The sequence below is a fragment of the Paraburkholderia bannensis NBRC 103871 genome, assembly GCF_000685015.1.
Taxonomy (GTDB): domain Bacteria; phylum Pseudomonadota; class Gammaproteobacteria; order Burkholderiales; family Burkholderiaceae; genus Paraburkholderia; species Paraburkholderia bannensis.
In genome coordinates this window covers 527135-539425 of the sequence record NZ_BAYA01000003.1, presented here as the reverse complement: position 1 = coordinate 539425, position 12291 = coordinate 527135, and the positions used below count along the sequence as shown (strand labels likewise).

Genomic DNA, 12291 nt, shown 5'->3' with positions numbered 1-12291 from the left:
TCGAGCAAGACGGCCACGCGGGCGATGCCTACGATTGTCGACATGAATACCATTACCGTCATCGACTCCCATACCGGCGGCGAGCCCACGCGGCTCGTCGTCGAAGGCGGCCCCGATCTGGGCCGCGGCCCGCTCGCCGAGCGGCTCGAAATCTTCCGCCGCGACTTCGATCACGTGCGTGCCGGCGTGGTCAACGAACCGCGCGGCTCGGACGTGATGGTCGGTGCGCTGCTCTGCGAGCCGCACGATCCGACCTGTTCGGCGGGCGTAATCTTCTTCAATAACGTGGGTTTTCTCGGCATGTGCGGACATGGCACGATCGGCTTGATCGTGTCGCTCGCGCATATGGGCCGCATCGCGCCGGGTGTGCATCGCATCGAAACGCCCGTGGGCGTGGTCGCCGCCGAACTGCACGACGACGGCAGCGTGAGCGTGCATAACGTGCCCGCGTATCGCTATCGCACGGAAGTGCCGCTCGATGTGCCGGGCCTTGGCCGCGTGCATGGCGATATCGCCTGGGGCGGTAACTGGTTCTTCCTCGTGGCGGATCACGGCCAGAGGCTCGAATTCGCCAATGTCGAAGCGCTCACGGACGCGTCGTGGCAGATTCGCGCCGCGCTCGAAGCCAATGACATCACGGGCGAAGGCGGCGCGCAGATCGATCACATCGAACTGTTCGCGGATTCCACCACGCCTGGGCTCGACAGCCGCAATTTCGTGCTGTGCCCCGGCAAGGCCTACGACCGTTCGCCGTGCGGCACCGGTACGAGCGCGAAGATCGCCTGTCTCGCAGCAGACGGTCATCTCGCGCCGTCCGCGACGTGGCGCCAGGAAAGCATCATCGGCAGCGTGTTCGAAGCGAGTTACGAGCCGCACAACGAGCCGCATAACGAGCCGCACAACGAGCCGCACGAAGACGCGAGCGGATCGGGCCGCCACTACGTGCGCCCGAGCATTCGCGGCCGTGCGCACGTGAGCGCGGAATCGAAGCTGATCTTCGCCGCCGACGATCCGTTCGCATGGGGCATTCGCGCGTGAGCAAGCCGTTGCATTCGAGTCCCGATGTGATCGTGGTGGGCGCGGGGATCGTCGGCGCCGCCTGCGCGCACGAACTGGCGAAGCTGGGCGCGGACGTGCTCGTGCTCGACCGCGCGGGCGTGGGCGGCGGCGTGACGGCAGCGGGCATGGGCCATCTCGTGCTGATGGACGATACGCCCGCCGAGTTCGCGCTGTCGTCGTGGTCGCGCGATCTGTGGCTCGATCTTGCGCCGCGTTTAAGCGCGCGCGAAGCGTTTGTACGCTGCGGCACGCTCTGGGTGGCCGTGGACGACGAGGAATACGATCTTGCGCGCACGCGCCAGCAGGCGCTGGCGAGCGTGGGCGTGGCGTGCACGCTGCTCGACGAGCGGCAGGTGCGCGAAGCCGAACCCGCGCTGCGCGAGGGCCTGCGCGGCGGCATGATGCTCCCCGACGACGCAGTGGTCTATGCGCCTGCCGCAGCGGCGTGGCTGCTCGCGCAGCCGGTCAAGGGGCGCGTGACGTGCAGGCTCGACACGCAGGTTGCGCGCGTGGATCGCCAGGGCGTGGTGCTGGCCGACGGCGAAGCGCTTGCGGCGGGTGCGGTGCTGCTGGCGAACGGCCTGCAAGCCGCCGATTTCCTGCCCAGCCTGCCGATGCAGGCAAAAAAAGGACACCTGATCATTACCGACCGCTATCCGGGCACGATCAGGCATCAGATTCTGGAACTCGGTTATATCAAGAGCGCGCACAACGCGAGCGGGACGTCGGTGGCGTTCAACGTCCAGCCGCGCCCGACGGGGCAGATCCTGATCGGCTCGTCGCGTCAGTTCGACAGTCTCGATGCTGCGATTGAACCGGAGATTCTCGCGCGCATGCTGCGCCGCGCCGCCGAATATCTGCCGGAACTGCCGACGCTCAACGCGATCCGCGCCTGGACGGGATTCCGCCCCGCGACGAGCGATGGCCTGCCGCTGATTGGCTCTGCAGCGCCATTCGCGGACGATCGTTTCCACCCTTCGACATGGCTCGCGACCGGGCATGAAGGCCTGGGCGTGACGACGGCGCTCGCCACCGGCAAGCTGATCGCCGCGCAGATGCTCGACGCCGGCGTTGTGTTGCCGATCGACCCGGCGCCGTACCAGCCGGCGCGCTTCGAAAAGATGGAGGCACGCCATGCCTGAGATGTTGACCCTCGACGTGGACGGCCGCAGCGTGCAGGTTGCGCCCGGCAGTTCGGTCGTCGCCGCCATTGCGCGGGCGACGGGCACGGCGGGCGTGGTGACGCGCGAATCCGTGAGCGGCGCGCAACGCGGGCCGCTGTGCGGCATGGGCGTGTGCCAGGAGTGCCGCGTGACGATCGACGGCGTGCGCCATCGGCTCGCTTGCCAGACGCTTTGCACGCAAGGCATGAACATCAGGACAGCAGGGAAAGCAGCATGAATTTCGATATCCTGATTATTGGCGCGGGGCCGGCAGGTTTGCGTGCTGCGGGTGTGGCCGCACAGGCGGGTGCGATGGTCGGCATTGTCGACGACAACGCCTTGCCAGGCGGGCAGATCTGGCGGCAAGGGCCGCAGCATCGTGCCAGGGGCCGCGCGCAGGAAGCCATCGACGCGATGCGGCGCGCCGCGAACGTCACGTACCTGAGCGGCACGCGCGTGGTGCAGGCGCTGGGTGCCGGGCAGTTGCTTGTGGAAGACGCCACGCGCGGCTTTACCATCGGCTATGGCAAGCTCATTGTCGCGACCGGCGCGCGTGAACGCTTCCTGCCGTATCCGGGATGGACGTTGCCAGGCGTGACCGGAGCGGGTGGTTTGCAGGCGCTCGTGAAGGGCGGCATGCCGGTGCGCGGCGAGCGCATTGTGATCGCCGGTTCGGGGCCGCTCTTGTGGGCGGCGGCCGTGACGGCGCGCGAGCAGGGCGCGCACGTGGCGGCGATTGTCGAGCAGGCGCCTGCCCATGCAGTACGCCAGTTCGCGGCGTCGCTCGTGCATACGCCTGCGAAGCTGATGCAGGCCGTACGCATGCGCTTCGACCTGCGTGCGACGCCTTATCTCTGCGGCGCCCATGTGAGCGCCGCAGAAGGCGACGCGAAGCTGTCACACGTGATGGTGCGTCAAGGCGATAAACACACGCGCATCGACTGCGATCGTCTGGCCTGCGCGTTCGGCCTCGTGCCGAATACGTCGGTGGGCGCGGCGCTGGGATGCCGTGTCGACGAATCGAATGGCGTGAATGCCATCGTCGTCGACGAGTGGCAGGCAAGCTCGCAAACCGATATCTATGCCGCGGGCGAATGCACCGGAGTCGGCGGCATGGAACTGTCCGCCGTGGAAGGGCGCATCGCCGCCTGGGCGGCGTTGGGCGACCGGGCGCAGGCACAGGCGCTCTTCGCGGAGCGCGAGCGTTATCGGCGCTTTGCTGCGCGCCTGCATGCGGCGTTCGCGCTTGCGCCGCAATTGCGTGGCCTGGCGACTCCCGAAACGATTCTGTGCCGCTGCGAGGACGTGCGTTTCGAGCAGGCCGCGCAGCATCGCACGTGGCGCGACGCGAAGCTCCACACGCGCTGCGGCATGGGGCCATGCCAGGGCAAGATCTGCGGCGAGGCGGCGGCATTTTGCCTGGGCTGGGCGCGTAACGGGCAGCGCCCGCCGTTCTCGCCTGCACGTATCGGCACGCTGATGGAGGCGCAGACGCCAGTTTGAAAGGCGTGAGACGGGCGGCGCGCCAGCGCCGCCCGCATTTCTTTGCAGGTGTGCAAGCGGCGGCGGCAAAGGCATAATTGTGGCGATCCTGACTTGCCACGCATTGCGATGCCCGACCTGCTCCTGCCCGCCGCCATCGAAAACACGACGCTGCCGCAGATGGTGGCGCACTTCTCGCTGCTCGAACCGCTGTTCGACGCCATGCCGGATGTGGTCTTCTTCGTGAAAGACCATGAGGCGCGCTATGTGATCGTCAACACGACGCTGGCCGCGCGCTGCGGCTACAAGGATCGCCGCGCACTGCTGGGCAAGACGGCGGCAGAAGCGTTTCCCTCGCGTTTTGGCCGCATTTATACCGAGCAGGACGAAGCGGTGGTGCGCGACAACAGCCGCTTGATCGACCAGCTCGAACTGCATCTTTATCCGGGGCGCCAGCCCGGCTGGTGCCTCACCTCCAAGGTGCCGCTGCACGACGCACAAGGGCGCGTGCTGGGCGTGGCGGGCATTTCGCGCGACCTCCAGGCCGCGGAGGGCACCCATCCCGCGTACCAGCGTCTTGCCATCGCCGCGAAATATATCCAGGACAACTACGCGCAGCCGCTGAAGCTGTCGAACCTGGCCACGCTCATCGACATGTCGGTGGCGCAGATCGAGCGTTATTTCCATAAGGTATTTCACCTCACGCCGCGCCAGATGCTGCTGAAAACGCGGCTTGACGCTGCGTCGGAACTGCTTGCAAGCGATTCGAGCATCACCGAGATCGCGACACGTTGCGGATACAACGATCACAGTGCATTCACGCGGCAATTCAAGGCGACTGTGGGCCTCACGCCGAGTCAATATCGTGCGCTGCTGCATCCTCAAGCGACGTCGTCCGAGCAATAAAATATAAAAAAGCAGACGACGGCTCTGCGAATCACGCGCGCTCAATTTCTAAGTGTTGTCCCCGATAGCGCTTATGCAAGTGATCGGTTCGCGCGTGCCCGTGACGATAATTGTGCCGATTTCGTCACGCTGGGGCACGAAAGCCCTCAAGCCTCAAACAATCTGGATAGCGATACTTCTTCACATCGACGCCGACACGGCGCGATGCATTTAACGAAGGAGATTGGCACTGTGAGCCGTAACGCTATCCGCTCGGGCGGGACGCTTCCCGCTATCCGCACGACGCAGATGTAGCGCCCCCACACGTGAAGATCCCAGGGCAAGCTGCGCTTGCCGCTTGTCCGCAATGGCCGGGCACGGGTATTCAATGCGCTGCTTGCGCAGCCACACGTCAGCTACCACACGCCCACATTCACGTTTTCGCTCCTGCATGGCAATGCAAACGCGAAACGCTCATTACTGGATCAGGAGACTCGACGATGTCCAGTCAAGGCAATTTACATCGCCCGCTGCCGGTTGGCGGCAGCACGTCTGGCGTAACCAGCGAACAAGCGGGCGAAGGCCGCTTTAAAAAACAACTGTCGCTTACCGATCTCACGTTCATCGGCCTTGGCGCGATTTTCGGCTCGGGCTGGCTGTTTGCCGCAAGCCATGTTTCCGCCATCGCCGGCCCCGCGGGCATTGTTTCCTGGTTGATTGGCGGCTTCGCGGTCTTGCTGCTCGGCATCGTCTATTGTGAACTGGGCGCGGCCTTGCCGCGTGCGGGCGGCGTGGTGCGTTATCCCGTGTTTTCGCATGGGCCGTTGCTGGGCTACTTGATGGGCTTTGTCACGCTGATTGCGTTTTCAAGCCTGATTGCCATTGAAGTGGTCGCCGCACGCCAATATGCGGCCGCGTGGTTCCCGATGCTGAGCCAACCGGGTTCGGGCAATCCCACGACTATCGGCTGGTTCGTTCAACTCGCGCTTTTGGGCCTGTTTTTCCGGCTCAACTATTCGAGCGTGAAGACCTTCGCGCGCGCGAACAACCTCATCAGCATCTTCAAGTTCATCGTGCCGCTTTCGGTGATTGGTGTGCTGTTCACGTTTTTCAAGCCCGCCAATCTGAGCGTGCATGGTTTTGCGCCCTATGGCATGTCGGGTATCGAAATGGCGGTGTCGGCGGGCGGCATTATCTTCGCGTACCTGGGCCTCACGCCGATTATCTCGGTGGCCAGCGAGGTGCGTAATCCGCAACGCACGATTCCCATTGCGCTGATTCTTTCGGTGCTGCTGTCCACGCTGATTTATGTGCTGCTGCAACTGGCGTTTATCGGCAGCATTCCGACCGATGTGCTCAAGAGCGGCTGGGACAGCGTGAGCAAGGCGTTTTCCCTGCCGTACCGCGACATCGCGCTGGCGCTCGGCGTGGGCTGGCTGGCCTACATGGTCGTGGCTGACGCCGCGATTTCGCCGAGCGGTTGCGGCAACATCTATATGAACGCGACGCCGCGCGTGGTCTATGCGTGGGCGAAAACGGGCACGTTCTTTAGCGTGTTTACGCGTGTCGATGCCGCTTCGGGCATTCCGCGTCCGGCCTTGTGGCTCACGTTCGCGCTGTCGGTGTTCTGGACGATGCCGTTTCCTTCGTGGGAAGCGCTCATCAACGTGGTGTCGGCGGCGCTGGTGCTGAGCTACGCGGTCGCGCCGATTTCGGTCGCCGCATTGCGTCGCAATGCGCCGGATATGCCGCGCCCGTTCCGCGTGGGTCGCTTTAGCATCGTCGGGCCGGTGTCGTTCGTAATCGCTGCACTGATCGTTTACTGGTCGGGCTGGAGCACGGTGTCGTGGCTGCTGGGCCTGCAGATCGTCATGTTCGTGGTCTACCTGGCAGCGGGCCGTTTCGTGCCCACGCGCGACTTGAGCCTGGCCGAACAGGTGCGTTCGTCGCTCTGGCTGATCGCGTTTTATGCCTTGATGATCGTGCTGTCGTGGCAAGGCAGCTTCGGCGGCGTGGGCAACCTCGTGCATCCGTACGACACCGTCGTGGTGGCGCTCGCGAGTCTCGGTATCTATTACTGGGGCGCCAATACGGGCGTGCCGGCCAGCAAGCTGCGCCTCGATGAGGACGACCAGTAACGCTGTGCGTCACCGCGTTGCACTTCAATCATTGATCGAACCGGGCCACGCCGGCCCGGTTGTTTTTCTGCAGGAAACACTATGACCCTGACCGGCCAGTCCTTGATCGGCGCAGCAAGCGTGAACGGCGCCAACGGCGCATTCCATGGCGTGAATGCGCGCACGGGCGAGGCGCTCGAACCCGCATTTGGCGGCGCAAGCGCCGATGACCTGGAGCGCGCATGCGCGCTCGCCGAAGCGGCGTTCGACATCTTTCGCGAAACCTCGCTCGAAGCCCGCGCCGTATTCCTGGAAACGATAGGACAACAGATCGAATCGATCGGCGACGAACTGATCGAGCGTTGCATGACCGAAACCGGCTTGCCGCGCGCGCGTCTCGAAGGCGAGCGCGGCCGCACGATCGGCCAGCTCAAGCTGTTCGCGGCGGTGCTGCGCCAGGGCGATTACGTCGATGCGCGCATCGATCCGGCGCAGCCGGAGCGCAAGCCCATGCCGCGCGTGGATCTGCGCCTGCGCAATATCGCACTGGGCCCGGTGGCGGTGTTTGGCGCGTCCAATTTTCCGCTGGCATTTTCGGTGGCGGGCGGCGATACGGCTTCGGCGCTTGCGGCGGGCTGCCCCGTCGTCGTGAAGGCGCATAGCGCCCATCCGGGCACGTCCGAACTCGTCGGGCGTGCGATTCAACGCGCCGTTGCGCAATGTGGCCTGCCTGAAGGCGTATTCTCGCTGCTGTTCGATAGCGGCATCGAGATTGGCCGCGCGCTGGTTGCCGATGGGCGCATCAAGGCGGTGGGCTTTACGGGCTCGCGTGCGGCGGGCGTCGCGCTCATGAAGATTGCGAACGCGCGTGAGGAGCCGATTCCCGTCTATGCGGAAATGAGCGCGATTAATCCGGTCGTGTTGTTGCCGCACGCATTGGCTGCGCGCGGCGAGCAGATCGCGCGGCAATTCGCGGCTGCGCTGACGCTGGGCGCGGGCCAGTTCTGCACTAATCCTGGCCTCGTGCTGGCCGTGGACGGCGAGCACCTGCGTGCATTCGAGAGCGCGGCAAGCGCTGCGCTGAGCGACGCGGCCGCGCAGACCATGCTCACGCCGGGCATTCACTCAAACTTCTGCGCAGGCGTGGAGCGTCTCGCTCACGCGCCGCAGGTCGAACGGATCGGGAGCGGTGCGCAGGGCGGTGCATACGACGCGCAAGCCGCGCTCTTTGCGACGGGCGCGCAAACCTTCCTGGCCAATCCTGCATTGCGCGATGAAGTGTTCGGGCCTGCTTCGCTGATCGTGCGCTGCGCTGACCTGAACGAACTGCATGAAGTCCTGAAGTCGATCGAAGGCCAGTTGACCGTCTCCGTGCATCTGGAAGCCGCCGATCACGACGCTTCGCGCACACTGCTGCCGACGCTCGAACGCAAGGCCGGCCGTGTGCTGGCCAATGGCTTCGGCACGGGCGTGGAAGTCGGTCATGCCATGGTGCACGGCGGCCCGTTCCCGGCGACGTCCGACGCGCGCACGACGTCGGTGGGCAGCCGCGCAATCGAGCGCTTCCTGCGGCCTGTTTCGTATCAGGACTGGCCGGACGCTCTGCTGCCGCTCGCGTTGCGTCACGACAATCCCGCGCAACTTGCGCGACGCGTGGACGGTGTGATCCGTCACGAGGACAAGCAGCATGGCTGAGCGGGACGATGACGTCGCGCTGTCGCTGGCCGAACTCTTCGCGCTGGCCCGCAAGGTGCTCGTGCATCACGGCGTGTCGGCGGCGCACGCCGATGCCATTGCGCGCGTCATCACCCAGGGGCAGCGCGACGAGTGCCACTCGCATGGCCTGTATCGGCTGCCCGGCTGTGTGCGCTCGGTTCGGTCGGGCAAGGTCGATCCGCATGCGCAGCCGATGCTGCGCGACGTCGCGCCGGGCGTGCTCGCCGTGGATGCGCATTACGGCTTCTCATTGCTGGCATTCGAGACCGGGCTCCCCGTGCTGGCCGAAAAAGCCCGCGCACAAGGGATCGCTGCCATGGCGATCAATCGCTGTTTCCATTTCTCGGCGCTCTGGCCCGAGGTCGAAGCGATTGCCGCGCTTGGCCTGGTTGGCCTCGCGATGAATCCCAGTCATAGCTGGGTCGCGCCCGCTGGCGGCACGCGCGGCGTGTTCGGCACCAATCCGATTGCGTTCGCGTGGCCGCGTGCGAAAGGGCATCCCTTCGTTTTCGACTTCGCGACCAGCGCCATCGCGCGCGGCGATATTGAACTGCACGCGCGCGACGGCAAGCCCATTCCCCCGCACTGGGCCATCGACCGCGACGGCCAGCCGACCACCGACGCGCGCGCCGCGCTCGAAGGCGCGATGCAGACGTTCGGCGGCCACAAGGGATCCGCACTCGCGGCGATGGTGGAATTGCTGGCAGGCGCGTTGATCGGCGACCTCACCAGTATGGAGTCGCAGGCCTTCGACGATGGCGCAGGGGCGAGTCCATGCCATGGCGAACTCGTGATCGCGATAGATCCCACGCGGTTTTCAGGCGCGGAAGAAGAAGTGGGGCAGGCGCGTGCCGAGCGGCTTTTCGAAGCGATTGTCGATCAAGGCGCGAGGCTGCCATCGCAACGCCGTTTCGAAGCGCGCGAGCGCAGCGAACGCGATGGCGTGCGCGTGCCTCGAAAGCTTTATAACGACGTCATGAAACTCTTTGACTAAGGCAGCAATAGCGGGGGGGTAAATCATCTGATGATTTATGCGGATTAAAGCAAGCGCACGCTTGTTCGACGTATAAAACAACAGAAATATAGGGCGATATAGATTTCCATAATGCTTGCGCTTACACTTCGCCCATATTTGTACCGATCAGTTAATTTGGTATTCTGATTTCCCCGCCGCGTTTGCTTCCCCGGCAACGAACGGCTTGTGTCAGCTTCGGCTGGCACCTTTTATTGTGCGGTCTGATCCCTGGCAGACTGGCTGGCTGCGGCAGGATCAAGACGATCATCGCCCAGATGCATTGCATTTCGCTTTCGCTTTCGGTATCGAGGCAACACGCTCAGCGTCTTGCGCCGCCGAAACTACCGAAGCCGCCCTGGCCGCCTGACGCGTTACCGCCTGTCGCCCACGCGCTGCCGGTTGTGACGTCATTGCCGGTAGCGCCGAAATCGCTCTGTGAGTTGCCCGCGAGAGCCGTATTGCGCGTTCGCGATACACCCGGACGAGCGTTAATCACCGCGCCAAAATCCGCCGAAGCCGAGGCCGCCGCGCTACGCGGCTTCGCGGCGGGCACATCGACATTCAGCGCGCGATGCGCGCCATATACATAACCCTGTTCGACGCCAAGCGCGACGCTGACCCCCGCATTGCCGCAGCCTGTGCCGATCACGACGGCTTCCTGCGAGAACGCCCCCATCGTGCCGATCCCCGTCGATACCTCGCCGCTCACGTTGACCGGCGCGCATTGGGCCGTGGCGACCACAATGCCGTCCGCTGGCACGCCGATATCGACGAGCGTCGTGCCGCCGACCATCACGTCCGCGATTTTTCCCGGTGCCAGCTCGCCATCTGTGACGGGGCCGGTCTTGACGAACTGCACGTCAATCGCGAATCCCGTCAGCCGATCCGCGTGCGGCGGCAACGGGACGCGATAGGCGGCATTGCGCGGGCCATCGTCGATACCGGCGAAACTGCCGCCGCGCGTGACGATGCGCATGCCCAATCCCGCAACGCCGGTCGCATAGACGTCGTGCAGACGCGCGCCCGATGCATCGACGGCAGGCGGCGCATCCACGCGCAGTTCACGCGTATTGCCCGGCCCCGAGCAGGTAAAAGGAATGTCCTGTACCCATCCCGCATGGGTGTTGCCGAGCACGCTACCGTCGGCGGCATTCTTCGGCACGACGATATGCGCTGGCGCGAGCGACAGTTGAACGGCGCCAGGCGCGCCGGTCGGGCGGCAGTCCGCGCGTGCGGACGACATTGCGCAGCACATCAGCGCGGTCGCGAGTAACAACATGCCGCCGTGCAGCGAGTCACGCGTGTGCGAGCGCAGAAAGCGCTGAAAGAATAGGGCGGTCATTGGATAGAGAGGAGCCTGACACGACCCCAGCGATTCTACGTCGCGAGGTTTTCAGCGGCCTCTCAGTTCCCGTGTGCGTGTCTTACCGAATCTTGCGCAACGCCATGGCGCGCAGCTTTACACAGCGCGTCGGCTTATTGCCGGAATCGCGTCGCCACGTGATCCGGAATATTCTCCGGCGTGACCACGACAACCGACGATGACGGCGAGATGGCCGACTCCGGCAGCATCCTGTGGAAGTGCATGATGTGCTGGCAAGCGGCGCGCATGTCCTGCCGAAGGTCGTGATACAGGACTGCATGGATCTTGCCCGCGCGCAGCAACTCGAAATTGTCGCGATCCAGGTCGTGCCCGATATAGACCCTGGGCATCTTTCCCTGCGCTTCGAGTGCGCGCAGGATGGCGAGGTTGCCGCCGCCCATCGAATACACCGCGAGGACTTCGGCGTGCGCGTCGAGCGCGCGCTTCACGAGCTTTTCCGTGGCCGTATCGAGGCCATGGCCGCCACTCGCATCGATTAATTCGAGCTGCGGATAGCGCGATCGCAGCGCCCGTCGAAAGCTGATTTCGCGCTCCTCCTCGCCGCGAAACCGTTCGTCGCTCATGGTGATCAGCGCATGGCCTGGCTGGCCGCCGAGCCAATGCGTGAGCAGGTAGGCCGCCGTTGCACCGGCGACGCGGTTGTCCAGCCCCGCATACGCGATTCTTCCTGAGAGCGGGATGTCGGTAAAGATCGTCACGACGGGAATGCCGCTGCGTTTGAGTTCGCCGATGGCATCGACAATCTCGGGGACGTCGCGCGCCTTGAGCAAGACGCCGTGACTGCCGCGTTGGGCAATCGCGCGCAGCGTGGCGACGACGTCCTGCGTGGTCATGGTTTCCTGCAGCAGGAAGCGCGGGCGGAACAGGGCGGGTGCAAGCGTGGGCAATTCGGCTTCGAGCGCCGCGCGGATTTCATCGGCAAAGCGACGGGGCGCTTCCACGACGACGTCGACGATGAGCTTGCGGCCCGTCGTGCCCGAATAGCGCTCCTGCTGTTCGAGTTCTTTGATGGCCTGCTCGACGCGCATGCGCGTTTGCACGCGCACGTTGCCCCGATCGTTGATGACGCGATCGACGGTCGCGATGCCCACGCCTGCCTGGAGGGCGATCTCCTTGATCAGAAAGCGGTGGGCCACGGCCTGTCCTGAACGGATGTTTTATTGATCGCACGATGATAGCCCGGCGCGCTCAAGCGCATCGATCCATGACTGTCCGTGCAGCGCGTCTTATTTCATAGCGTGAAAAAAGTGCAACCCGGCGGGCTTGAAGCGGCGTGGGAATACCCGCGTCCGGGTGCAACCCTTCAACCTAGTCACGCCACTGCCACAGTTCGATGGTGCCATTCCCTTGAACCGTGCGGCAGAACTCGCTTAGAGAGCCCAGACGCTATATATTGAGGGTTTCGCCCGAGCCCGGGCTGGTCTTGACCGTGGGTTAGCGTCCAGGCCGCGCCCGCCGTGCGATGGCTGC

At 64.6% G+C, this 12291-nt stretch carries 10 protein-coding genes; 8 read left to right on the top strand and 2 right to left on the bottom strand.

The window, feature by feature from the left end; all coding sequences use genetic code 11:
- Nucleotides 1-33 precede the first annotated feature (33 nt).
- The 8 genes from BBA01S_RS05685 to BBA01S_RS05650 all read left to right on the top strand — a co-directional run bounded on the left by BBA01S_RS05685 (nucleotide 34) and on the right by BBA01S_RS05650 (nucleotide 9416).
- Complete coding sequence (locus BBA01S_RS05685; RefSeq protein ID WP_027815588.1) at nucleotides 34-1038, top strand: 4-hydroxyproline epimerase; 1005 nt, start codon at nucleotides 34-36, stop codon at nucleotides 1036-1038.
- Nucleotides 1020-2201 (top strand): NAD(P)/FAD-dependent oxidoreductase, encoded by a 1182-nt coding sequence (locus BBA01S_RS05680; protein WP_042296052.1) that lies wholly within the window; start codon nucleotides 1020-1022, stop codon nucleotides 2199-2201. Before BBA01S_RS05685 ends, BBA01S_RS05680 begins: the two co-directional genes overlap by 19 nt.
- On the top strand, nucleotides 2194-2460 hold the full coding sequence (locus BBA01S_RS05675; protein ID WP_027815586.1) for a (2Fe-2S)-binding protein: 267 nt from the start codon (nucleotides 2194-2196) through the stop codon (nucleotides 2458-2460). The genes BBA01S_RS05680 and BBA01S_RS05675 overlap by 8 nt, the downstream gene beginning before the upstream one ends.
- Nucleotides 2457-3725, top strand: coding sequence for an FAD-dependent oxidoreductase (locus tag BBA01S_RS05670; protein ID WP_027815585.1), 1269 nt, complete (start codon nucleotides 2457-2459; stop codon nucleotides 3723-3725). Before BBA01S_RS05675 ends, BBA01S_RS05670 begins: the two co-directional genes overlap by 4 nt.
- A gap of 108 nt (nucleotides 3726-3833) precedes the next feature.
- Complete coding sequence (locus BBA01S_RS05665) at nucleotides 3834-4610, top strand: AraC family transcriptional regulator (RefSeq protein ID WP_027815584.1); 777 nt, start codon at nucleotides 3834-3836, stop codon at nucleotides 4608-4610.
- 479 nt (nucleotides 4611-5089) lie between these two features.
- Nucleotides 5090-6727: an APC family permease gene (locus tag BBA01S_RS05660; protein WP_027815583.1), complete on the top strand. Its 1638-nt coding sequence runs from the start codon at nucleotides 5090-5092 to the stop codon at nucleotides 6725-6727.
- A gap of 81 nt (nucleotides 6728-6808) precedes the next feature.
- The gene (locus tag BBA01S_RS05655) at nucleotides 6809-8401 is read left to right on the top strand and encodes an aldehyde dehydrogenase (NADP(+)) (RefSeq protein WP_027815582.1); all 1593 of its coding nucleotides are present in this window, start codon (nucleotides 6809-6811) and stop codon (nucleotides 8399-8401) included.
- Nucleotides 8394-9416 (top strand): Ldh family oxidoreductase, encoded by a 1023-nt coding sequence (locus BBA01S_RS05650; RefSeq protein WP_027815581.1) that lies wholly within the window; start codon nucleotides 8394-8396, stop codon nucleotides 9414-9416. The genes BBA01S_RS05655 and BBA01S_RS05650 overlap by 8 nt, the downstream gene beginning before the upstream one ends.
- 340 nt (nucleotides 9417-9756) lie before the next feature.
- Here the strand turns inward: BBA01S_RS05650 and BBA01S_RS05645 are convergent, their stop codons facing one another.
- On the bottom strand, nucleotides 9757-10779 hold the full coding sequence (locus BBA01S_RS05645; RefSeq protein ID WP_027815580.1) for a hypothetical protein: 1023 nt from the start codon (nucleotides 10777-10779) through the stop codon (nucleotides 9757-9759).
- 134 nt (nucleotides 10780-10913) lie between these two features.
- The gene (locus BBA01S_RS05640) at nucleotides 10914-11957 is read right to left on the bottom strand and encodes a LacI family DNA-binding transcriptional regulator (protein WP_027815579.1); all 1044 of its coding nucleotides are present in this window, start codon (nucleotides 11955-11957) and stop codon (nucleotides 10914-10916) included.
- Nucleotides 11958-12291: the final 334 nt, after the last annotated feature.

Coding starts and splice junctions, on each gene's coding strand:
- BBA01S_RS05650 (WP_027815581.1), top strand. CDS start 8,394: ATGGCTGAGCGGGACGATGACGTCGCGCTGTCGCTGGCCGAACTCTTC.
- BBA01S_RS05670 (WP_027815585.1), top strand. CDS start 2,457: ATGAATTTCGATATCCTGATTATTGGCGCGGGGCCGGCAGGTTTGCGT.
- BBA01S_RS05655 (WP_027815582.1), top strand. CDS start 6,809: ATGACCCTGACCGGCCAGTCCTTGATCGGCGCAGCAAGCGTGAACGGC.
- BBA01S_RS05660 (WP_027815583.1), top strand. CDS start 5,090: ATGTCCAGTCAAGGCAATTTACATCGCCCGCTGCCGGTTGGCGGCAGC.
- BBA01S_RS05645 (WP_027815580.1), bottom strand. CDS start 10,779: ATGACCGCCCTATTCTTTCAGCGCTTTCTGCGCTCGCACACGCGTGAC.
- BBA01S_RS05665 (WP_027815584.1), top strand. CDS start 3,834: ATGCCCGACCTGCTCCTGCCCGCCGCCATCGAAAACACGACGCTGCCG.
- BBA01S_RS05675 (WP_027815586.1), top strand. CDS start 2,194: ATGCCTGAGATGTTGACCCTCGACGTGGACGGCCGCAGCGTGCAGGTT.
- BBA01S_RS05680 (WP_042296052.1), top strand. CDS start 1,020: ATGGGGCATTCGCGCGTGAGCAAGCCGTTGCATTCGAGTCCCGATGTG.